Raw genomic sequence first — 20,410 nt, 5'->3', positions numbered from 1 at the left:
AAGAGCGCTAGGCGCCCTTCGTGAATCGGCTATTTCAGGATGGCGTGTTCGACTTTGATGCAACGGTCCATGATGACTGTGTATCCTGCAGCATTTAAGCGGTTGAAGACCTCTTCATCGACGACGTTCAGCTGCGTCCAGAATACCGGGGCATCGATTTTCAGGAAATCTTCCGCAATGCCCGGCAAGAACTCGCTGCGCCGGAACACATTGACGATGTCGACCGCTTCCGGGATCTCCGCAAGCGACGCATAGCTTTTCTCCCCCAGCACTTCATCGGCCATCGGATTGACCGGGATGATGCGGTAGCCTGCATCTTGCATCGCTTTGGATACCATGTAGGAAGTTCTCATCGGGTTCGGGCTTAAGCCCACGACCGCGATGGTCTTGGCATTGTCGAGTACTTCTTTGATTTCTTTACGGTCCGGGTTTTTCAACACAATCACCTGTCCTTTTAGTCTATCATACATGAAACGCGTGCGTTTGTTGAATAATCCGCCATCTATTGTTTCCGTCTCTTTGGTCATGGTAAACTGTAGAAAAAGAAATCAGTGTACGCCAAAGGAGTCAATCATGGACATTTTTCTTCCGGTACTTATCGCTTATTTACTCGGATCCATTCCTTCAGCATTATGGATCGGGAAACTTTTCTACAACACGGACATCCGGACTAAAGGGAGCGGCAATTTAGGGGCGACCAATACGTTCCGTGTGCTGGGCGCAAAAGCGGGGCTTGTCGTTACCGTCCTGGATATCTTAAAAGGCACGGCTGCGACATTATTGCCACTCGTCATGGCGACCGACGTTCACCCGCTGATTCTCGGCGTCATCGCGGTCGTCGGCCATATGTTTCCGGTGTTTGCGCGCTTTAAGGGCGGCAAGGCCGTCGCCACTTCCGGCGGCATCCTGCTTGGTTACCAATGGCCCTTGTTTTTACTTGCCGTGGCCGTCTTATTGATTGCGTTGAAGATCACGAAAATGGTATCGTTGTCCTCTATCATTCTAGCGGTCGTGTCGGTCATCTATACTCTCATCTACGCCATCAATACCGGCGATTATCTATTCTTGGCCGTGATTTTGACACTTGCCACATTCATCATTTACCGGCACCGCGCGAACATCGCGCGCATCCGCGCAGGCACCGAACCGAAAATCAAGTGGTAGAACAGGAAAGGGTGTATTGGCATGGAAATCCATTTAAGCAAAGATGCACGGGATTGGTTCCATCAGGAAATGGAAGTCGAGGCCGGGGAAGCGGTGCGGTTTTTCGTCCGCTATGGCGGGGACGGGCTGCAGCCGGGATTTTCGCTCGGGGTCACGAAAGACAGCCCTTATGAAGCCGCTGTCCGCCTTGAAGAAGGGAACGTGCTTTACTTTATAGAAGAAGCCGATCATTGGTATTTCGATGAACATGACCTCCATGTCACGGTCGATGACACATTAGGTGAATTGAGCTATTCATACAAATCAAAAGAAGCATGACGCCGATTCGGCGTCATGCTTCTTTTTTATTCATTGAAATTCGGGTTGCGGCTGACTAGCCTATTCAATTGATCCAGATGCCCTTCCGCTTCCAGGATTTCCGCTTGCCGATCCCCGAATAGATCAAAATGCGGATAGTCATTGCGCAAATCGAGCCACTCGCGCTGCAGGCCGTAGCTGCTGCCCCAATCGGCCAGTTTGTCGATGTCGCTGCAGCCGACTTTGGTCACTGTTGTGCAACCGGGAAATCGATGGTCCACCCAATAATGGGTAAGGAACGAGATATGGCCGGCTTGCACGTCTTCCTTCCAGCGTTCCAGTTCAGGTCGTCGGATTCCGAACGCCATGGTCTGCCCCCCTCACCACTTCTTTGTATTTCGCATCCCATTCCGGCGCCACTTTGGCCAATGGGACAGGCCGGAAGCTGTCTTTTTTCACCACCACATGCTCGGATGTCGCTTTAGCAGCCAGCGTGCCGTCTTCGTGAAGCACTTCGTAGCCGTAGGTCGTCCGCAAGCGGCCATGGGACTCCACCCAGGTCTTGACGAATGCTTTTTGCCCGTAGCGTAGCGCCGCTTTGTATTGGATGGAGATGTCCGTCACCGGAGACAAGAAGCCTTCCGACTCCATCCCCGCATACGTAAACCCAAGGTCCTCGATTAATTGGGTGCGCCCGAGCTCGAGCCAGATCAAGTAATTGGCGTGATAGACGACGCCCATCTGATCCGTTTCCGCGTAGCGGATTTCAATTTCTTTTTCGCTTATGTACATTTTTCTTCACCTCCCCCTTAGTATACAGGACATGCTGTGGGATCAAAAAGCACAAGGCCCTGGAATCGGCTTGTATGCAAAAGCGATAAGCACAAAAGTCTGGCTTCTCAGCCTCTGTGCTTGGAGGGGCGAATCTTCTAGGTGGTGATTTCCCCAACATAAAAAGGCCGCCCGGAGGCAGCCTTTTCTTGATTATGCTTCTAGCAATTTGTTGCGCAGCACCATTTGCAGGATGCCGCCGTGACGGAAGTAGTCGACTTCCACTTCGGAATCGAAGCGTGCGAGGACTTGGAATTCCGTTACTTTGCCATCTTCAGCAGTGGCTGTGACAGTCAGTACGTCGCGCGGTTTCACATCGTCAGACAAGTTGACGCTGATGGTTTCCTGGCCTGTAAGACCAAGGGATTCAGCGTTTTCGCCATTGACGAATTGAAGTGGCAAGACGCCCATCATGACAAGGTTTGAACGGTGAATACGTTCATAGCTTTCCGCGATGACCGTTTTGACGCCAAGAAGGAATGTCCCTTTAGCAGCCCAGTCACGGGAAGAGCCCATGCCGTAATCTTTACCAGCTAGTACAACGAGGCCAGTTCCTTGCTCTTGATACTTCATGCATGCATCATAGATCGGCATCACTTCGCCAGTCGGCCAGAATGTTGTGAAGCCGCCAGTTGTGCCTGGTGCGACTTGGTTACGGATGCGGATGTTCGCAAACGTACCGCGCATCATGACTTCGTGGTTTCCGCGGCGTGAACCATAGGAGTTGAAGTTGCGCGGCTCAACGCCGTTTTCACGCAAGTACAATCCAGCAGGTGTGTCTTTTCCGATTGCCCCTGCCGGTGAAATGTGGTCCGTCGTGATGGAATCAGCGAATTTCGCCATGACGCGAAGGCCGGAAAGTGGCTGGATCGGTGCCGGTTCTTTTGAAAGACCCGTGAAGAACGGCGGGTTTTGGATATAAGTCGAAGACTCATCGAATGCGTACAATGAATCGTCGTTTGTTTCGATCGCGTTCCAAGCATCGTTCTCCGTGAAGACGTGCTCGTATTCTTTACGGAACAATTCAGGCGTTACCGTGCTGTGTACGACATCTTTCACTTCTTGGCTAGAAGGCCAGATATCCTTGAAGAACACATCGTTGCCGTCTTTGTCCTGTCCGATTGGGTCCGTTTCGAAGTCGATGTCCACTGTCCCTGCAAGCGCATAAGCGACGACGAGCATCGGGGATGCCAAGTAGTTTGCTTTTACCAATGGGTGGATACGCCCTTCAAAGTTACGGTTACCGGACAATACAGAAGATACGAGCAAGTCGTTTTCGACGATTGCTTCTTCGATTTCCGGAAGAAGCGGGCCGGAGTTACCGATACACGTTGTACAGCCATAACCGACCAAGTTGAAGCCGATTTGGTTCATGTAGTCAAGAAGGCCGGAATCGTTCAAATAGCCTGTAACGACTTTTGAACCTGGTGCGAGTGACGTTTTCACGTATGGCGGAGGCGTCAAGCCTAATTCAACCGCTTTTTTCGCAACTAGGCCAGCGCCGAGCATAACGTACGGGTTTGACGTGTTTGTGCAAGATGTGATCGCAGCAATCGCCAAAGCGCCTGTTTTCATTTCGGCAGTCTTGCCGTCATTGAATTTAACAGTTGCTGTTTTGTTGATTTCATTCTCATCCAACGCAAAACCGTGTGGGCCTTCAGCAGCCGTGATCGCCGTGTTGAACTCTTTCTTCATTTGAGAAAGCGGGATCAAATCCTGCGGGCGTTTAGGGCCGGATAGGTTCGGTTCGATTGTCGACAAGTCGATTTCCACAAGGTCTGTGTAGATCGGATCTTCGTTGTCGACCGTGAAGAACATGTCATTCGCTTTCAAGTATTCTTTCGTGATCGCGATTTGCTCTTCAGTACGCGCTGTGAGGCGCATGTAAGTAAGTGCTTCTTCGTCTACCGGGAAGAAACCGCAAGTCGCGCCGTATTCAGGTGCCATGTTGGCAATGGTCGCACGGTCAGCAAGCGGCAATGTCGTAACGCCAGGCCCGAAGAACTCGACGAATTTGCCGACTACGCCTTTTTTACGCAAAGTTTCAGTAACTTTGAGTGCCAAATCCGTCGCAGTTGCGCCGTTTGGCAGTTCGCCAGTCATTTTCACGCCGATAACTTCAGGAATCGGGAAGTATGAAGGCTGCCCGAGCATGCCTGCTTCCGCTTCGATCCCGCCGACGCCCCATCCAAGAACGCCGATCCCGTTGATCATCGTCGTGTGGGAGTCCGTGCCGACGAGTGTATCCGGGAAGGCTTCGAACGTGCCGTCTTCGTTTGGTACAGCATGGACAACATTCGCCAAGTACTCAAGGTTTACTTGGTGGACGATACCAGTAGCTGGTGGCACCGCACGGTAGTTGTCGTATGCTTTTTGAGCCCAGTTGAGGAACTGGTAACGCTCTGCGTTGCGTTCGAACTCAAGTTCCATGTTCGCGCGCAGCGCATCTTCAGAGCCATAACGGTCAACTTGTACCGAGTGGTCGATAACCAAGTCAACCGGGATTTCCGGGTTGATCTTGTCCGGGTCGCCACCCATTTCAGCCATTGCTGAACGAAGCGCTGCCAAGTCAACGACAACCGGTACGCCGGTGAAGTCTTGAAGGATGACACGGGAAGGTTTGAATGGAACTTCCGCTTCTTTGTTCGCGTCTTTGCCCCATTTCGCTAGTTCTTCTACATGCTCGTCTTTGATGACATATCCGTCGTGCTGGCGCAATACGGATTCCAATAGTACTTTTACAGAGTACGGAAGGCGAGATACTTTCGCGATCCCCGCTTCTTCGAGTGCAGCGAGACGGTAATAATTATACGTCTTGCCGTTGAGCTCGAACGATGTGCGGCTGTTGTGCAAACTACTCTTTGCCATAATCGTGTTCCTCCTTTAAATCTTCTGAAAAGGCGTGTTACCGCTTCTTTTCTCCTCTTCCATCATACCGAAACAATGTGCATAAGTAAATTACATTAAAATTATACTTTGTGATAAGTTTTTCGAATGACTATTTCTTATTCTCATCGATTTTTCTTAAGGTCTCTTCCAGCTGCGCCAAATGACGTTTCTCGTGATAGCCGACAAATGGAAACCACTGCATAAGCGGCACATCGCCAAACACGGGATGCGGCATCGAATTATTTTTCAGCGTTTCGTCATCCACCGAAGCGAAAACCTCGTATAACCGGTTTCTCGATGAATTCAATTTCTTTTTCATTTCATCTAGTGTGAAATAATGTTCTTCCGGTACAGTGTGCTTCGGGGCATCTACCTTGACTTTGCGGCTGACCGATAACTGGATCGGTTTCTTCCAGGCCTTTTTTCGTTCGTTTTTCTCTGCTGCCTTTTTGACGCCTTCTGCAATCGTCGTTTCGATTTTCTGGAGATGGTCCAGGATCTGCATGGCGGACCATTCGCTCTCAGATGGTTTCTCATTCAGGTCTTCGTCGCTGAATGGTTCGACTTTTTTCAAGATGGTATGGCGGATTCTTGCGTTTTCTTCATTTTGCAAATGTAGCACCTCATTTCTATTCCCATTATCTTTCTTTATACCCTCTTTGTCGATTATCACTCGTTTTTCGCTGCTATTTGCTCCGGTTGTTGGCGATTTTTTGTTTTTTTCCAATACCCTTAAGTAGTTTATTACTTATGAATGAATAAAACAGATTTTTTCATTCAGAGCCACAGAGAATAAGGGAAAGTACGTTCTATTACGCCCTGAAACTGGTATAATGAATAAAACCTAGTTAAAGAGGTGAATGTCCATGCCATACGGTTATGAAAAATACAGATTGGATAACGGCATCAGCCCGAACACGGTCGTCCATGAAGTCCAATTGATCCGCGCGCTTTTTGCCTTCTTGCGGAAAACCTATAAAAAATCGGTTGAGCCACATGAAATCCGCCCTTCCGATATCCAGCGATTCCTATTGGAACAAAAAGAAGCCGGCATCAAAGACAGCACCTTGAATCGCAAATTGATTTACATCCGCCGCTGGTTCGATTATATGTGGCAGATCGGCAAGATCCCGAACGATTTCATGCCGAAATTCAAATTGAACCACAAGCTTGATTTAAAGCCCCACGACATCGAAGTCGATTACGGGCATCTTTTGGAAAAGAAACCGGACGTATTGAAATCCGTGAAACTGCCACTCAATGCCAAACTGCTTTACGTCTTTTACTTGAGAGGCTTACGGCTTCGCGATATGGTGGCGATCGACATCGATAATTTCCTGAATGACGCAGATGGCCTCCATTTGGACGTCGAAAAGAAAGACGGTTATCATTGCAGGCTGCATTTTGATGAATACGAAGAAGCCGTGATGGAACAGGGAATCGAACGGGCGAAAACGCGGGGCACGTCATTCCTGCTATCGTCGAAAGTGAAAGACCAATTCACCCATTTCCAGATGGGCTCCCTATCGGATTATACGGAAGCACTCGCCGAATTTGTCGGCGCCCCGATGCGTTCGGGAGATATTCGTTTTGCCTATGTCCACCATTTATATGCGGTTGAACACAAGAATCTGGAAGAGATCCAGGAAATTCTCGGTGTCTCACTCGAATCCGCTTCCCGCATGCTGAAGGATTCGCTCGTGCGCATGAAACGGCAGGCTCATCCGCCCACATAAAAATCCGCCTATTCCGTTTGGAATGGGCGGATTTTTATGGATTCGTCTTTAATTGTAGATCCGGCGCGCGCCAAGTGGATTTCAGGCAAGGAAGCCGAAATCGAACGCGAAGCTGAAGATGATGAGTGTGTGGATGACCGTAAACCATACACCTTGTCTATTGAGCTTTTCCAGGTTTTCATATTGCATGCTACACACCCCTTTTCTGTTTAAATATTATATATAGTTTTCAGAATATTGGCAAGGTATTTATTCTTGCCTGCTGCTCCTTTCCCCCCTCCTTTAATAAGCCAGTCAGAAACGGGTATACTAGAAAAAAGAGGAGGCGATCAAGATGAAAAAAGCATTGCTGGTAGTGGATTATACAGTGGATTTCGTCGCGCAAGACGGCGCATTGACGTGCGGGGCACCCGGACAGGAAATCGAGGAGGCGCTATGTTTCATTACGGAACAATTCATTGAAAATGGTGATTTTGTGGTCATGCCTGTTGATTTGCATGAAAAAAATGACCCCTATCACCCCGAAACCAAGCTCTTCCCGCCCCATAACATTAAAGGAACAGATGGCCGCAAATTATACGGCCGACTCCAGGAAGTTTACGACCGCCATCAAGAAAAGATTGTCTGGATGGACAAAACCCGTTATAGTGCATTCGCCGGAACACGGCTTGAACTGATGTTGCGGGAACGTAATATTGAAGAACTTCATATCATAGGCGTCTGTACGGATATCTGCGTGTTGCATACGGCGATTGACGCCTATAATGAAGGTTTTCAAATCGTGATCCATGAACAAGCCGTCGCAAGCTTCGATGATGCGGGCCATCGCTACGCCATGCGGCACTTTGAAACTATTTTGGGCGCCCAAATACGATAATTTTTACTGTTTCATGTTTTAAAAGTCCTGAATATGGTTATACCTAGAGTGTAGCACTCATAACAATAAAACATTTTGAAGGAGCTGGAAAAAACATGGGAATCATTTTATATCTAATCATGGGCGGTATCATCGGTTGGCTAGCCGGCCTAATCCTCGGGAAAGACATTCCTGGCGGCATCATCGGTAACATCATTGCAGGTATCATCGGTGCATGGCTAGGCGGCTTGCTCCTAGGCGACATGGGGCCAGTCATTTGGGACGTAGCGATCATCCCGGCATTGATCGGCGCATTGATTTTCGTCTTCGTCCTCAGCCTGATTCTTGGGTCAATGAACAAAGGGCGCAAACGCGCATAAAAAAAGAGTGGACTCCGGTCCACTCTTTTTTTTTATGAATTATTATATTGTTCTTCGAAGCGCCCATAGTAATGGAGGACATCTTCCACGTATTCATCGCTGTGGTTGTAGCGGTAAATCGCACGCTCTAAGTCCCCTTCTGCTGCCCCGTTTTGCGCCAAATAATTAGCAGCGCTGTGGAGTGCATCTTCCAGGTCGTACGGGTCAGCCAGACCGTCGCCATTGGCATCTACGCCATAACCGCCGTATTTCGCGATGACTTCAGGGTTGGTCTTGTCTGCCTGTGGAATTTCTCCTTGACCTTGACCCGAACAGGTTGGATGGCTCCAGCCGACGAATGTGCAAGGCATGAACTGCATATGCCCTTCTGCCCCGACTGGCGACAACAAGGGGGCCATCGTGGAGAATTTCGTCTCGATGCGATGATGGGCCGCAAGCAGCGTCCATGGGATTTCGTAGCGCTCTGCCGCTTCCTGGTAGAGGATGATGTTTTCTTCGGGAAATGGCACTTCGAATACGCGTTCTTGCCCTTTTTTCACAGTTTCTTTCACTGTATCGCCGTAATAGGAATACGCTACCACTGCAACAAGCGTGAAGGCCACGATCGCCGCCGGAAAAAACGCCAATAACAAGAGGGCTTTGAAGACGGGTGAAGGTTTTCTACGTTTTTTGGGTTTCATAAATTCACACCTATAGTTTCATTTGCCCCAGTTTACCACAGCTTCCCTGCGCGTGTCCGAAAGTCGCCTGCAAAGGAGGAAAACTGCGCTCGGCAGAGAACTCATTATAGGAATAACCAGCGAAAGGAGGAATAGATCATGTGGGAAGATTTCAAGAAATTCGCCTTAAAAGGCAACGTACTTGATTTGGCGGTCGCCGTGGTCATTGGCGCCGCATTCGGGAAGATCGTCACTTCGCTTGTCGAGGACATCATCATGCCGGCAGTCGGGATACTGCTTGGCGGCTTCAGTGTCGAGGATTGGACTTATACCTTTAACGGGGCCGAATTACGATACGGGGCATTCGCACAATCCGTCATTGACTTTTTCATCATTGCTTTCTCGATTTTCTTGGTGATCCGCTTGTTTACGCGCATGAAGCGAAAAAAAGATGTGCCGGCAGAAGAGGAACCGGAAGTGCTCGACAAAAAAGAAGAGCTATTGGTCGAAATCCGGGACCTGTTGTCAAAAGAAAAAACCGGCCAATGACCGGTTTTTCCTCAAGCTGCCGATTCAATTCGGCGGCTTTTTTCATTGCGTCAATTGCTGCATGTCCTCGATGATTTCTTTGGCCGGTACGTTTTCAAAGCCATCGTAATTGCCGATGACCTTCCCTTGCTGGTCAACCAGGTAAAATGAGGTGCCGTGGATCACCTGGTCACTGTTTGGGTCGTTCTTGACCAAGGATTTGAAATTCTCTGTGGCAAACTCCGCAATCTCTTCCTGCGAATAGCCCGTCAGCAAATGCCATTTGTTTTCATCGGGAATCGGATAATGCGATAAGTATTCCCGCATTTTCTCCGGTGTGTCTTCTTTCGGATCTACGCTGAATGCGACAATCTTATAGTCGCTCAATCCGCTTGCTTCGATTCGCTTCTGCAAATCGGCCATATTGAACGTCATCGGCGGGCACACCGTCTCACAATTCGTGAAGACAAATGTCGCTAGCCAGGGCGTCCCTTCCAAATCTTCTTTGCTCAATTGTTCGCCGCGATGGTCGGTGTAATTGAACTCTTCGACCGTATCCGCGCCGCATGCTGCGAGAAACAGCATCAGTGCCGATAATAGCACCGCCCATTTCCACTTCATATAATTGCCCCCACTCTCGTAACTGCCTATATCATAGCCGAACAAAGGCGCGAAAACAATCCGTGTTCCCGCTTCAGAAATCACAACTTTGTGAATTACGGCGCCTTCATCGTAATGAGCGCGTCGTGGATTGCCACAAGCTTGCCTTCCACGCGGTGCATCAGGTAAAACGAAACGAATATCGGAAATCCCAGTTCCTGTATCCATTGCATCCACTCCTGCATCGAAGCGCCTCCTTTCTTTCGAAAAAAAGCCTCCCCGCATTGGCGGGAAGGCCCTGTTCTTTAAATTTCGTAGTCGACAATGTTGCGTTCGACAACACGCGCGCCTTTGGCCAGTGCAAACGGCGAGCCGCCAACTTCGAAAACATTTTGATCGACGATCGTCTGCATGCCGGTAATGATTTCCTGCGCCGTCAAATCTTCGCGCGGCTCATCGACTGTCAAAGTGACCGCTTTATTTGCGGCCGTTTCAAAAATCAATTCCAGTGTCTTTGCCATGTGCCCCACCCCCCTTCATTATTGGTAGATGCTTGAACCGGAGATTTTCTCCAATTCCATAAGCGGTTTTGTGCCGAATGTTTCCAACACTTGCGCCGCCTGGAAAATCCCATCGGCAGTAGCCGCTTCCGCCACGTTTTGGTACGCTTTCACTTTGCGTTTCAAACGCCCATTTTCATCAAGCCCGTTGTCGAACGTCAAGCGCATGCTTGCGTTCTTAAAATCGCTGAATGCCATATTGCTCACCCCCTTTCATTCGCTATATAGACATAAACGGGAAAAAAGGATACATTTCAGGTGAATTTTTTTTCGCGGGCTTCTATAATGGTAGAGAGAATGATTGAGGTGAGACGAAGTGGAATTAGAAGGCTGGTTTTTATGGTTCATATTATTCTGGGTCGTGGTATTGGTCGGCTTGTTCGCGATCGGCGGCTATTTTATGTTCCGGAAATTCCTGAAATCGATGCCAAAAGAAGACGGCTTGTCGGATTTGAACTGGGAAGAATACTATGTAGAGAAAACGATACACCTATGGGGAGCCGAAGAAAAAGAGCTATTGAATGAACTCGTGCAGCCGGTCCCGGACTTGTTCCGCCCGGTAGCGAAACAGAAAATCGCAGGCCGCATCGGCGAAATTTTGCTTGAGGAAAAAGCCAAGAAAATGGAAATGCAACATATCATCCGCGGCTATATCCAAGCAACGCCAAAACGCGACCACAAATTTTTGCGCAAAAAAATGGCGGAACTGGAAATCGACCTTACACCCTATGAGCAATATTTTGAACAATGACCACATAAAAAACTACTAACGAAATCTGTGATTTGCTATGAATAAAAAGGAGATCACTTATTCTGTATTAGAAGCTCAATGCTCTATCCGAGTATTTGGAGAAGCGTTCGCTCGACTCCGGTGGATCAGCGAGACGACCGAGACCCCGCAAGGCGCATAGCGGCTGAGGAGGCTTGGGCGCGAGCCCACGGAAAGCGAGCGACAAGCTTCGGGAAATACGACTTCTTGCCTTTCTCGACAAGCTAAAAAAACGCTGCTCCCTATTCGGGAACAGCGTTTTTTTGTCCTGCAATCGATTGGTATTTGCGCAGCATCACGAGCCGCCACGGCACGAGCATGCCAAACGCGAGCAGCCAGAACATGCCGCCGAGCTCCCCGACGTCAATCGAAGAACTGAGGATGACTTTCGCGAGCAAGCGCACCAACAGCAAACCCAGTAAAATGAAAATAAAGGCTTTTGAGCGCTTTAAATAGATTTCCCCATCACGCACTTCGAATTCCGACGTGCGGATCAGGATGATCGAAAACAAAGCCCCGACGAGCAGTGCTTCTATAATTTGCAGCGGCGCCACCCGGAAAAACGGGAAAATGAACATCAAGGCGCCGGTTGACATGAACAATGGCGGCAAGATGATCTTCTTGACCGACGCCGGCTTTTTCGCCGATTTCGACCGGACAATGATGGCGAGCGTCCCCATGATGAGCGCCCCGACCGTCGTCACCGCAAGGAAGATGCCTGGCGGGATACTGTTGAATAATTCATCCATCCAGTTCTGCCTCCAATTCGCCGAGGCGGCTTTCCAATTCTTCCATGCGCACGAAACGGGCGAAACGCAGCTGTTCTTTCCCTTGCTTGAAAAGAATGACCACTGGCGCCGTGAACAGCATCAATTGGCCGGCAATTTCCGGAACTCGGGCCGCATTCACCAGGTAGAACGGAATCGTGGAATCGGGCTCCAAACCTTCGACTTGCGGCTTCAGTCCTTCGCACACTGAGCAATGGTCGGTTTTGACGAATAGCAGGAATGATTCGCGGCCATCTATTTTCTGTTGGAATTGATCCATTGTAGAAATGGTTTCCATGTCGTCACCTACTTTTTAGAATCCTTGGAAATCCCCGAAAATCGGGCTCAAAATGCGGATGATGTACGTCATGCCGTCAAAGAACAACAGCACCCCTACCGCAATCATGATGAATCCGCCAACTTTCATGATCGTATTGTGATGCTTGCGGAGCCAGCCAAGGCGGGTCACGAAAAACGACAGGACGAAAAACGGAATCGCAAAGCCGAGTACATAGGCAAGCATATACCAGATCCCCGACCCGGGATTAGTCGCAGCAAGCGCATAGATGGCCGCTGTAATCGGGCCGGTGCAAGGCGTCCAGCCAGCCGCAAACGCGAGGCCGATGACGAATGTGCCCAAAAATCCGGAAGGGCGGTTCTTGAACGAGAACTTGCGGTCTTGCATCAAGAATTTCGGTGTGAAGACACCGACGATCATCAGCCCGAAGACGACGATGAACAAGGCGCCTACTTGGCGGATCAATTCATCGTAGCGCACGAACCATTCATAAAAGAATGACGTACTGAAGACTAAAGCGATGAAAATGGTGGAAAAGCCCAATAGGAAAAACAAAGTATGGAACATTCCGCGGCGCTGCATCACTTTTCGGTCATTTTTGATCTCATCCATGGTCATGCCCGTAATATAGGATAAAAATGCAGGATACAAAGGCAATGTACATGGCGAGATGAAACTTAAGAATCCGGCACCGAAAGCCAAAAGTAAATTAATATCGGTTGCCATTCGAACACGCTCCTCTCTCTCACGAACTCTATCTTATCAGAGATGGTGCGCAAAAACCGCCAAATTGCCTGTGAAATCTTTATGGACATTTCTTCTTCCCTTCCTGCCGCCCATAAAAAAACCGGCTCTCTTTAGGGGGAAGAGAGCCGGGCGCAAGTGCCTGTTTGTTGTACCGAACGAAACAGGCGCGCATATAAGTGGACTAATGATCACCCGATGAGTTTCTTGGCTAGTCCCAATTGATGATGAACTTGGTCGAAACCGGTACCGCCGAGTGAATTGCGGCGTTTGACGGCCGTCTGTGGCAGCAAGGTTTCGAAAATATCGTCTTCAATGAGCGCACTTGCAGCCTGGAGGTCCTCTAGCGGCAGATCTTTCAGATAATAGCCGCGCTGGATGCATGTGAAGACCAGCTTGCCGGTGACATCATGCGCTTCGCGGAATGGCAGGCCTTTTGCCGCCAGATAATCCGCGAGTTCCGTGGCATTCGAGAAGTCGGAGTTGACCGCTTTTTCCATGGATGCGGTATTGACATTCATCGTCCGGACCATCCCTTCAAAGATCGGCAGCGATCCCATCAAGGTGTGGACTGTGTCGAACATGCCTTCTTTGTCTTCCTGCATATCTTTATTATAGGCAAGCGGCAGGCCTTTCAAAGTCGTCAGCAATCCGAACAGATTGCCGTAGACGCGCCCTGTCTTGCCGCGTACAAGTTCCGCCATATCCGGGTTCTTCTTTTGCGGCATGATACTCGAGCCGGTCGAGAATGTGTCGTCGAGTTCGATAAAGCGGAACTCCTCGCTCGACCAGAGAACGATCTCCTCCGCAAAGCGCGACAAGTGCATCATAAGCATCGAGGAGTTGCTGAGGAACTCCAGGATGAAGTCTCGGTCGCTGACGGCATCCAGGCTGTTTTGGTAGACGCCTGAGAAGCCGAGCAGTTCAGCGGACAGTTCGCGGTCGATCGGGAAGCTTGTCCCGGACATCGCCCCGGCACCGAGCGGCGAGACGTCGATGCGCTTCAAGGATTCCTGCATGCGCTCTTTGTCGCGCTGCAACATCCAGAAGTAAGTCATCAAATGATGGCCGAATGAAATCGGCTGTGCGCGCTGCAAATGTGTATACCCCGGTACGACCGTCTCGACATGCGCTTCCGCCTGTTCGACAATCGCCGACTGGAAGGCTTCGATCAATTCGATGATTTCCGTCACGCGGTTTTTCAAGTACAGATGCATATCCGTCGCGACTTGGTCGTTGCGGCTTCTGCCGGTATGGAGCTTGCCGCCGACAGGGCCGATCTCATCGATCAGGAGTTTTTCCAGGTTCAAGTGGATGTCTTCGTTCGATACGCTGTACTCGAGTTCTCCATTCTCCGCCTTTTTCTTCAGCGTCTGAAGCCCTGACAAGATCAAGTCAGCGTCTTGCTTCGGCAAGATCTTGCAGGAAGACAGCATGGTGACATGCGCCATGCTGCCCTGGAGATCCTCGAGCACTAATTTCTGGTCAAAGGAAATGGAAGCCCCGAACTCGTCGACCCACTGTTCAGCTGTCTTTTGGAAACGACCGCCCCACAGTTTGGTCATAGCTGTACCTCCTCTTTGACTTGTGCGGTGACCGCAACTTCTTTCTTGTTGATTTTCGAGTTCACGACTGTCGGCAAGCCCCAAAGCTCGATGAATCCGACTGCCGACTCGTGGTTGAACGTATCATCTGTTGAATACGTCGCCAGTTCTTCGCTGTACAAGGAGTTCGGTGACTTACGCCCTTCGGTGATGGCGTGGCCTTTGAACAATTTCACGCGCACGGTGCCGTTGACGAATTCCTGAGTTTCTTTCAGGAAAGCTTCAAGTGCCACACGCAACGGCGAGAACCATAGCCCTTCATAGATCAATTCCGTCATTTTCTTCTCGATGACCGGCTTGAAGTGGGCCATTTCTTTTACCAAGGTGATGTCTTCAAGTTCTTTATGCGCAGCGATCAAAGTCATCGCCGCTGGTGCTTCATAGATTTCACGTGATTTGATGCCGACCAGTCTGTTTTCCACATGGTCGATTCTGCCGACGCCGTGTTTGCCCGCGATATGGTTCAATTCGAAGATCAGGTCCGTCAGTTTATAGTCGACGCCGTTCAATTTCGTCGGCACGCCTTTGACGAACTCGATTTCCACGATGTCCGGTGTATCCGGCGTATCCTCTAACGCATTGGTGATGTCGTATGCGTCTGCTGGCGGTGTTGCCCAAGGGTCTTCTAGGATGCCGCATTCATTGGCACGGCCCCATAGGTTCATGTCGATGGAGAATGGCGAATCCAAGTTGACCGGAACCGGCACGTTATGCTGTTTGGCATAAGCGATTTCCTCGTCACGCGACCAGCCCCACTGGCGAACAGGCGCCACGACTTCAAGGTCCGGATTCAGGGATTTGATGGACACTTCAAAACGCACTTGGTCGTTGCCTTTACCGGTGCAGCCGTGTGCAACGGCCGTCGCGCCGCTTTGCACTGCGATTTCCACGAGTTTTTTGGAAATGAGCGGGCGTGACAATGCTGAAACGAGCGGGTATTTGCCTTCATATAATGTATGGGCTTGAAGCGAAATGAGTGCATAGTCTTCAGCAAATTCGTCTCTGGCATCGATCATATAGCTTTCGACCGCTCCGACCTGTAGCGCTTTTTGTTTGATGAAGTCCAAATCTTTTCCTTCTCCGATGTCGAGGCACACAGCAACGACGTCATAGCCTTGTGATTTGAGCCACGGAATCGCCACCGATGTATCCAGTCCACCTGAGTATGCGAGTACGATTTTCTTGTTCATATAATATGACCTCCTGTATTTTTATGCGTTATATGCGATGAATATACACATGATAACATGGCAATTTTCATAACGCAAGGAAAGATACGCATAAATTTTCATGTTTTTTAGGAAATATGCAAAAATCGGGTTTCTACTATAAGAAACGGTTGTTTCTTCGCATGCAAAAACCCGGACGGCCCATTGCCGTCCGGGTTTCATCGCACCCGAGATCCGCTTTCTTTCTTATTCCCCGGTGTCTTCCGTTTGTTCTTCCTCTTTCTCATTGCCCATCGTATATTCCAGAGTATTCATGTCGATGCGTACTTCCATTAAGTCACCGGTTTCCATATCATTGAATAAAAACCCGATTTCATCGCCGCGCACAAGGGGCTGGCCCATCAAGATCAATTTAGATAATTGCTCTTCATTGATAAACGCCTGCAAAGCTTCCGATTGGCGCTTGGATTCTTCGTCCTGCAAAATAGTGATCTTTTCCGCTTCCCCCTGCATCGGGAATGATTCTTCGAGCGGCCCTGTATAGTCCGTCGAGACTTTCATGCCGGTGCGGAGGTCGCTGATGACAGCCTCTGTCGTTTCGCCGCCTTCCGCAAACTGGACTTCAACGTCTTCCGGTACAGCGAAGTATATATTGTTGATAAGGATGCGGCCATTGCCGATTTGCGTGATGAAGCCTTCTTCCGTCAAGCCTTCCTGTTCAACTGCGATTTCCGGTTCTTCTTCGTTGCCTGCTGGCTCCGTCGGCTCTGCCGGTGCGGCATCATCGGAGCAACCTGCCAATAGCAGGAAGCCTGCAAGAAATACACTAGCTTTTTTCACTTTATCCCAATCCTTTACGCTTAGATTCTTGTTGCAACTCTTAATTTTCAGTTTACCTGCTGAAGCTTGTGCATGCAACTCTGTTCATCACGCCTGTCGGTAGACGAAAACGCCCCGATCGTTCAACCGCTCTTCGATCAAGCCGTCTTCGAGCAGGTAATCGATCTGGCCGATCGTCTCGGACAGGGTCAAGCCCAGTTCCTTTTCGTAGGCATGCGGAAACAGCTGCTGTGTCAATTCGTAAACCGACTGTTCGTGTGACCGGTCAAGCATGGCCAATACTTTCATCGCACGCTGATGCTGCTTTTCAAGACGCGTGGAAACCAGTTCATGGACATTGCGCACATCTTCCCCGTGGCCGCTGTAGATGACATTGATCGGCATTTTCAACAGGCGGCTGAGGGAGGCGTTGTATTGCAGCAAGGATTTCGGGCGCCCTTCTTCCGGGTTATACGGCGGTTCGATGAGCGGGTTCGATGACACTTTCGCGATGACATGGTCGCCGCCGATCATCGTGCGCGCTTCCGCATTCCAAAACGATAGATGGCTCTGCGCATGCCCCAAGGTTTCCATCACATGCCAATCAGGATGCCCCGGCAGCGCATCCCCCTCATTGATCGCCATATCCAGGGGGCGGTTGCCCATCAAGTTGAGCGGGCGTTTCATTTTCTTCATCCAGAACATCAAATCACCCGGAACCCCTTCTTCCTTCAAGCGCTCCTGATAGAAGGCATCGTGATAATCGAAGAAGGCTTCATCCCGGCGCAGCCACAAGTCATTGTATGGATGGCCGTAGAGTTTCGCGTCCTCGAAACCGTCGACCCATCCCGCGTGATCCGGATGGTGATGGGTCAAGACCACTTGCTCGATGTCTTCAGGAGCAACATTCGCCGCTTTCAATCCGGCCTTGAGCGCTTCCCAGGCTTCCGGCGTTTTTGGCCCGGCGTCGATCAAGGTCAACGCGTCGCCTTTCAATAGATAAGAATTGACATCCCCGACCGCAAACGGCGTCGGGATGGTGATTCTGATTGGTTCCATCATTCCCACTCCCTTAAACTGAATGTCTATTCACTTATCATACCCTGAATGGCAGTCGGCGTCACGCCGGCTGGCTGATTTGACAAATAAAATTCTATTGACTATAATTCAATAACATATGTAAGCGTAGATGAAGATTAGTACGGAAGGTGATGGGCACAAGAGAGTGCAGCCAACGCTGAAACGCCGCACCCCCGCTCCCTTCCTGAACCTGCTTCTGAGCTGCCGTGCAAACACGGCCGTCTGTCCGCGATAAGGATATCGAGTTGTGCATTGTGCAAACTTAGGTGGTACCGCGGAAACAAGCGTTTTCGTCCTTGGAATAACAGGGATGATTGCGCTTTTTATTTTGAGAAAAGGAAGTGGAACGAATGAAAATTGTATGTGTAGGGGCCGGTTCGATGGCCGAATCCATGATCCACGGCTGGATCAATAAACGAATCATGAAACCGGAAGAAATCTCTGTCATGAACCGGTCGGACCAGGACCGACTGGAATTTTTACATGATGAATATGGGGTCAACATCGTCTGTGACGACAAGACCGAACTGGGAGATGCTGATTTCATCCTGCTTGCGATGAAACCGAAAGATGTCGAAGTGGCATTGAAAGGCATCCGCGAGAAATTGACTGGCGATACCGTTATCGTCTCCGTCGCGGCAGGCGTTTCGATTGAGACGATCCAAAAGCATGTCGGCGATTTCGCCGTTGCCCGCGCGATGCCGAATACATCCGCGCAAATCGGCAAGTCGGCTACAGGCGTCGCCTGGAGCAAATTCGTCACGAAAGAACAGCAGCATTTGTTGAGAAAGCTATTGTCGTCAATCGGCGGCGTAACGGTCGTGGAAGAAGACCAATTGCACGCGGTGACTGGCATCGCGGGCAGCGGACCGGCGTATCTTTATTATTTCGCTGAATCCATGGTACAGGCTGGGATCGATAACGGACTGTCTTCAGCGGATGCGAAAAAGTTGGTCCGCCAAACATTCGACGGCGCAGCGGAAATGCTCCAGCAGGAAGATTTCGGCGAATTGCGCAAGCGCGTCACGAGCCCGAACGGCACGACCGCTGCCGGACTTCAGGCGCTTTACGATAACGACTTCAAGCGCATCGTCGGCGATTGTGTCACTTCGGCTGCCAACCGCTCCCGTGAGCTTGGGAAAGAATTCGAATAACGGATCCATCATGCCCCGTGAAAGCACCCGCTTTCACGGTTTTTTTTGATCGGTTCGCGAAACTGCGCATCGGGCAGCTCCAGGAGCGCAAGGCTTCCGAATCGAAGTGGGACCACTTTTCCGGTATACTGATTTCTTGTATAGAGACTGAAGGAGGAATAACACGTGGCAAAACTTTTCGAAGAATTCGAGCTCAAAGGCGTCCATTTCAAAAACCGTATCGTCATGGCGCCGATGTGCATGTACCAAAGCGATAAAGAAGACGGGCATGTCACCGATTGGCACCGTGTCCATTACCCGACGCGTGCGGTTGGCGGTGTCGGATTGATCATCACCGAAGCGACTGCCGTGCAGCCGATCGGGCGCATTTCTTCCCGCGACCTCGGCATATGGAGTGATGCCCACATCGACGGGCAGGGAGAAATCGTCCGCCTGATGAAAGCGAATGGCGCGAAAACCGGCATCCAGCTTGCTCATGCCGGCAGAAAAGCGACAGTCGATGGCGACATCCAGGCCCCAAGTGCGATTGCCTTCAATGATAAATACAAAACACCGAAAGCGATGACGATAGACGAAATCGACGAAACGGTCCAAGCATTCCAGGATGGCGCCGTTCGCGCCAAAAAAGCCGGTTTTGATGTAATCGAGATCCACGCAGCGCATGGCTATTTGATCAACCAGTTCTTGTCTCCACTGACCAATCAGCGCACTGACGAGTATGGCGGGACAAGCGAGAATCGCTACCGCCTGCTTGGCCGTGTATTGGACGCAGTGAATGCCGTTTGGGACGGTCCATTATTCGTGCGCATTTCGGCAGAGGATTACACAGACGGCGGCATGACGCCTGAACAATATGTCGAGATGACCAAGTGGATGAAACAGCAGCACGTCGATTTGATCGATGTCAGTTCAGGAGCCGTCGTGCCGGCACAGATTCCGGTGTTCCCTGGCTATCAAGTGAACTTTGCGGAAACGATCAAAAAAGAAACACCGATCGCAACCGGCGCTGTCGGCTTGATCACCGAGCCACGCCATGCAGAAGAAATTCTCCAGAACGGCCGTGCCGATTTCATCTTCCTGGCACGCGAGTTGCTGCGCAATCCGTATTGGGCATACACCGCCGCACGTGAGCTTGGAGCCGATATCGAGGCCCCAGTGCCTTATGATCGGGGTTGGATATGAGACAGTTGCAAAATAGCTGTAATTTAGTATACTGAAAGTAACGAAAAAAACCGGATGCTGTATGCATCCGGCCAGCTGCATGCCGCCTTTCGAGGGCGGTCGGCTGGACACTATAGGTTTACGAAATAACCGTCAGCCCACGCCAATGGGACGGTTATTTTTTTTTCGGAATGACCAGAATCAAGGATAGGACAAGCGTCAATGCGCTAATCGTCAACCCGACACTCGTGAACACAAGCGAAAATGCTTCTGCCATGGTCATGCTACCACCCCCTTTCTATAGGGAATGGCCAAACCGCCCTCATGCAGCTGTACCTTTATTTT

General features: G+C 50.2%; 26 protein-coding genes. 9 read left to right on the top strand and 17 right to left on the bottom strand.

The genetic code is table 11. The features are described 5' to 3' along the window. Positions 1-29: 29 nt before the first annotated feature. Positions 30-443, bottom strand: a complete 414-nt coding sequence (locus tag BBI15_RS08485) for a CoA-binding protein (RefSeq protein WP_068872553.1) — start codon at positions 441-443, stop codon at positions 30-32. Positions 444-573: 130 nt separating this feature from the next. On the opposite strand from BBI15_RS08485, the gene plsY reads away from it, so the two are divergent. Then, positions 574-1,164 carry a glycerol-3-phosphate 1-O-acyltransferase PlsY gene (plsY, locus tag BBI15_RS08480; protein WP_068869168.1) on the top strand — a complete coding sequence of 197 codons (591 nt, stop codon included), beginning with the start codon at positions 574-576 and terminating at the stop codon, positions 1,162-1,164. 21 nt (positions 1,165-1,185) lie between these two features. Next, entirely contained in the window at positions 1,186-1,482 is a 297-nt protein-coding gene (locus tag BBI15_RS08475) for a HesB/YadR/YfhF family protein (RefSeq protein ID WP_068869167.1), read from the top strand. A 26-nt stretch (positions 1,483-1,508) separates the two neighbouring features. On the opposite strand, the gene BBI15_RS08470 is transcribed toward BBI15_RS08475, so the two are convergent. The 4 genes from BBI15_RS08470 to BBI15_RS08455 form a co-directional block, all read right to left on the bottom strand. Continuing rightward, a complete protein-coding gene (locus BBI15_RS08470) occupies positions 1,509-1,829 on the bottom strand; it encodes a hypothetical protein (protein WP_068869166.1) in 321 nt (106 codons plus the stop codon). Further along, entirely contained in the window at positions 1,804-2,253 is a 450-nt protein-coding gene (locus BBI15_RS08465) for an acyl-CoA thioesterase (RefSeq protein ID WP_068869165.1), read from the bottom strand. Before BBI15_RS08465 ends, BBI15_RS08470 begins: the two co-directional genes overlap by 26 nt. Positions 2,254-2,445: 192 nt before the next feature. After that, positions 2,446-5,160 (bottom strand): aconitate hydratase AcnA, encoded by a 2,715-nt coding sequence (gene acnA, locus BBI15_RS08460; protein ID WP_068869164.1) that lies wholly within the window; start codon positions 5,158-5,160, stop codon positions 2,446-2,448. 130 nt (positions 5,161-5,290) lie between these two features. Further along, positions 5,291-5,803, bottom strand: a complete 513-nt coding sequence (locus BBI15_RS08455; protein ID WP_237150851.1) for a DinB family protein — start codon at positions 5,801-5,803, stop codon at positions 5,291-5,293. 244 nt (positions 5,804-6,047) lie between these two features. Between BBI15_RS08455 and BBI15_RS08450 the strand changes: the two genes are divergently transcribed. The 3 genes from BBI15_RS08450 (at position 6,048) to BBI15_RS08440 (ending at position 8,153) form a co-directional block, all read left to right on the top strand. Continuing rightward, the gene (locus tag BBI15_RS08450) at positions 6,048-6,917 is read left to right on the top strand and encodes a site-specific integrase (RefSeq protein ID WP_068869162.1); all 870 of its coding nucleotides are present in this window, start codon (positions 6,048-6,050) and stop codon (positions 6,915-6,917) included. Between the two features lie 334 nt (positions 6,918-7,251). Beyond that, positions 7,252-7,794 (top strand): cysteine hydrolase family protein, encoded by a 543-nt coding sequence (locus tag BBI15_RS08445; protein WP_068869161.1) that lies wholly within the window; start codon positions 7,252-7,254, stop codon positions 7,792-7,794. 95 nt (positions 7,795-7,889) lie between these two features. Further along, positions 7,890-8,153 carry a GlsB/YeaQ/YmgE family stress response membrane protein gene (locus BBI15_RS08440; protein WP_068869160.1) on the top strand — a complete coding sequence of 88 codons (264 nt, stop codon included), beginning with the start codon at positions 7,890-7,892 and terminating at the stop codon, positions 8,151-8,153. A 32-nt stretch (positions 8,154-8,185) separates the two neighbouring features. Here the strand turns inward: BBI15_RS08440 and BBI15_RS08435 are convergent, their stop codons facing one another. Then, the gene (locus tag BBI15_RS08435; protein WP_068869159.1) at positions 8,186-8,833 is read right to left on the bottom strand and encodes a lytic transglycosylase domain-containing protein; all 648 of its coding nucleotides are present in this window, start codon (positions 8,831-8,833) and stop codon (positions 8,186-8,188) included. A gap of 138 nt (positions 8,834-8,971) precedes the next feature. On the opposite strand from BBI15_RS08435, the gene mscL reads away from it, so the two are divergent. Then, positions 8,972-9,361 carry a large conductance mechanosensitive channel protein MscL gene (gene mscL / locus BBI15_RS08430; RefSeq protein WP_068869158.1) on the top strand — a complete coding sequence of 130 codons (390 nt, stop codon included), beginning with the start codon at positions 8,972-8,974 and terminating at the stop codon, positions 9,359-9,361. Positions 9,362-9,403: 42 nt separating this feature from the next. Here the strand turns inward: mscL and BBI15_RS08425 are convergent, their stop codons facing one another. From BBI15_RS08425 to BBI15_RS08415, 4 genes are all read right to left on the bottom strand, one after another. Next, positions 9,404-9,961, bottom strand: a complete 558-nt coding sequence (locus BBI15_RS08425) for an SCO family protein (RefSeq protein WP_068869157.1) — start codon at positions 9,959-9,961, stop codon at positions 9,404-9,406. A gap of 95 nt (positions 9,962-10,056) precedes the next feature. Beyond that, complete coding sequence (locus BBI15_RS16260; RefSeq protein WP_082799150.1) at positions 10,057-10,185, bottom strand: YvrJ family protein; 129 nt, start codon at positions 10,183-10,185, stop codon at positions 10,057-10,059. A 60-nt stretch (positions 10,186-10,245) separates the two neighbouring features. Beyond that, positions 10,246-10,461 carry a DUF2922 domain-containing protein gene (locus tag BBI15_RS08420; RefSeq protein WP_068869156.1) on the bottom strand — a complete coding sequence of 72 codons (216 nt, stop codon included), beginning with the start codon at positions 10,459-10,461 and terminating at the stop codon, positions 10,246-10,248. 18 nt (positions 10,462-10,479) lie between these two features. Then, on the bottom strand, positions 10,480-10,698 hold the full coding sequence (locus tag BBI15_RS08415; protein WP_068869155.1) for a DUF1659 domain-containing protein: 219 nt from the start codon (positions 10,696-10,698) through the stop codon (positions 10,480-10,482). 118 nt (positions 10,699-10,816) lie between these two features. Between BBI15_RS08415 and BBI15_RS08410 the strand changes: the two genes are divergently transcribed. Next, positions 10,817-11,251: a DUF2621 domain-containing protein gene (locus tag BBI15_RS08410; RefSeq protein WP_068869154.1), complete on the top strand. Its 435-nt coding sequence runs from the start codon at positions 10,817-10,819 to the stop codon at positions 11,249-11,251. Between the two features lie 260 nt (positions 11,252-11,511). Here the strand turns inward: BBI15_RS08410 and BBI15_RS08405 are convergent, their stop codons facing one another. The 7 genes from BBI15_RS08405 to BBI15_RS08375 all read right to left on the bottom strand — a co-directional run bounded on the left by BBI15_RS08405 (position 11,512) and on the right by BBI15_RS08375 (position 17,729). Beyond that, on the bottom strand, positions 11,512-12,018 hold the full coding sequence (locus BBI15_RS08405) for a CcdC family protein (protein WP_068869153.1): 507 nt from the start codon (positions 12,016-12,018) through the stop codon (positions 11,512-11,514). Next, complete coding sequence (locus BBI15_RS08400; protein WP_068869152.1) at positions 12,011-12,334, bottom strand: thioredoxin family protein; 324 nt, start codon at positions 12,332-12,334, stop codon at positions 12,011-12,013. The genes BBI15_RS08405 and BBI15_RS08400 overlap by 8 nt, the downstream gene beginning before the upstream one ends. Positions 12,335-12,349: 15 nt before the next feature. Next, positions 12,350-13,060 (bottom strand): cytochrome c biogenesis CcdA family protein, encoded by a 711-nt coding sequence (locus BBI15_RS08395; protein WP_068869151.1) that lies wholly within the window; start codon positions 13,058-13,060, stop codon positions 12,350-12,352. A gap of 209 nt (positions 13,061-13,269) precedes the next feature. After that, positions 13,270-14,643 carry an argininosuccinate lyase gene (gene argH, locus BBI15_RS08390; protein ID WP_068869150.1) on the bottom strand — a complete coding sequence of 458 codons (1,374 nt, stop codon included), beginning with the start codon at positions 14,641-14,643 and terminating at the stop codon, positions 13,270-13,272. Further along, positions 14,640-15,872, bottom strand: coding sequence for an argininosuccinate synthase (locus BBI15_RS08385; RefSeq protein WP_068869149.1), 1,233 nt, complete (start codon positions 15,870-15,872; stop codon positions 14,640-14,642). Before BBI15_RS08385 ends, argH begins: the two co-directional genes overlap by 4 nt. A 225-nt stretch (positions 15,873-16,097) precedes the next feature. Continuing rightward, entirely contained in the window at positions 16,098-16,691 is a 594-nt protein-coding gene (locus BBI15_RS08380; protein WP_068869148.1) for a DUF3221 domain-containing protein, read from the bottom strand. A gap of 87 nt (positions 16,692-16,778) precedes the next feature. Continuing rightward, positions 16,779-17,729: an MBL fold metallo-hydrolase gene (locus BBI15_RS08375; RefSeq protein WP_068869147.1), complete on the bottom strand. Its 951-nt coding sequence runs from the start codon at positions 17,727-17,729 to the stop codon at positions 16,779-16,781. Positions 17,730-18,100: 371 nt separating this feature from the next. Here BBI15_RS08375 and proC point away from each other — a divergent pair, with 371 nt between their 5' ends. Together proC and namA are read left to right on the top strand one after the other, a co-directional pair. Continuing rightward, positions 18,101-18,904 (top strand): pyrroline-5-carboxylate reductase, encoded by an 804-nt coding sequence (gene proC / locus BBI15_RS08370; RefSeq protein ID WP_084632799.1) that lies wholly within the window; start codon positions 18,101-18,103, stop codon positions 18,902-18,904. A gap of 165 nt (positions 18,905-19,069) precedes the next feature. Beyond that, positions 19,070-20,086: an NADPH dehydrogenase NamA gene (namA, locus tag BBI15_RS08365; protein WP_068869146.1), complete on the top strand. Its 1,017-nt coding sequence runs from the start codon at positions 19,070-19,072 to the stop codon at positions 20,084-20,086. The last annotated feature ends 324 nt before the right edge of the window (positions 20,087-20,410 follow it).

This window comes from Planococcus plakortidis, assembly GCF_001687605.2.
Lineage (GTDB): Bacteria > Bacillota > Bacilli > Bacillales_A > Planococcaceae > Planococcus > Planococcus plakortidis.
This window is presented reverse-complemented; position numbering and strand designations above follow the sequence as displayed.

Coding starts and splice junctions, on each gene's coding strand:
- BBI15_RS08470 (WP_068869166.1), bottom strand. CDS start 1,829: ATGGCGTTCGGAATCCGACGACCTGAACTGGAACGCTGGAAGGAAGAC.
- BBI15_RS08435 (WP_068869159.1), bottom strand. CDS start 8,833: ATGAAACCCAAAAAACGTAGAAAACCTTCACCCGTCTTCAAAGCCCTC.
- BBI15_RS08415 (WP_068869155.1), bottom strand. CDS start 10,698: ATGGCATTCAGCGATTTTAAGAACGCAAGCATGCGCTTGACGTTCGAC.
- BBI15_RS08375 (WP_068869147.1), bottom strand. CDS start 17,729: ATGGAACCAATCAGAATCACCATCCCGACGCCGTTTGCGGTCGGGGAT.
- BBI15_RS08405 (WP_068869153.1), bottom strand. CDS start 12,018: ATGGATGAATTATTCAACAGTATCCCGCCAGGCATCTTCCTTGCGGTG.
- BBI15_RS08450 (WP_068869162.1), top strand. CDS start 6,048: ATGCCATACGGTTATGAAAAATACAGATTGGATAACGGCATCAGCCCG.
- acnA (WP_068869164.1), bottom strand. CDS start 5,160: ATGGCAAAGAGTAGTTTGCACAACAGCCGCACATCGTTCGAGCTCAAC.
- BBI15_RS08465 (WP_068869165.1), bottom strand. CDS start 2,253: ATGTACATAAGCGAAAAAGAAATTGAAATCCGCTACGCGGAAACGGAT.
- BBI15_RS08395 (WP_068869151.1), bottom strand. CDS start 13,060: ATGGCAACCGATATTAATTTACTTTTGGCTTTCGGTGCCGGATTCTTA.
- BBI15_RS08400 (WP_068869152.1), bottom strand. CDS start 12,334: ATGGAAACCATTTCTACAATGGATCAATTCCAACAGAAAATAGATGGC.
- BBI15_RS08475 (WP_068869167.1), top strand. CDS start 1,186: ATGGAAATCCATTTAAGCAAAGATGCACGGGATTGGTTCCATCAGGAA.
- BBI15_RS08440 (WP_068869160.1), top strand. CDS start 7,890: ATGGGAATCATTTTATATCTAATCATGGGCGGTATCATCGGTTGGCTA.
- BBI15_RS08420 (WP_068869156.1), bottom strand. CDS start 10,461: ATGGCAAAGACACTGGAATTGATTTTTGAAACGGCCGCAAATAAAGCG.
- BBI15_RS08445 (WP_068869161.1), top strand. CDS start 7,252: ATGAAAAAAGCATTGCTGGTAGTGGATTATACAGTGGATTTCGTCGCG.
- proC (WP_084632799.1), top strand. CDS start 18,101: ATGAAAATTGTATGTGTAGGGGCCGGTTCGATGGCCGAATCCATGATC.
- plsY (WP_068869168.1), top strand. CDS start 574: ATGGACATTTTTCTTCCGGTACTTATCGCTTATTTACTCGGATCCATT.
- argH (WP_068869150.1), bottom strand. CDS start 14,643: ATGACCAAACTGTGGGGCGGTCGTTTCCAAAAGACAGCTGAACAGTGG.
- BBI15_RS08385 (WP_068869149.1), bottom strand. CDS start 15,872: ATGAACAAGAAAATCGTACTCGCATACTCAGGTGGACTGGATACATCG.
- BBI15_RS08425 (WP_068869157.1), bottom strand. CDS start 9,961: ATGAAGTGGAAATGGGCGGTGCTATTATCGGCACTGATGCTGTTTCTC.
- BBI15_RS16260 (WP_082799150.1), bottom strand. CDS start 10,185: ATGCAGGAGTGGATGCAATGGATACAGGAACTGGGATTTCCGATATTC.
- mscL (WP_068869158.1), top strand. CDS start 8,972: ATGTGGGAAGATTTCAAGAAATTCGCCTTAAAAGGCAACGTACTTGAT.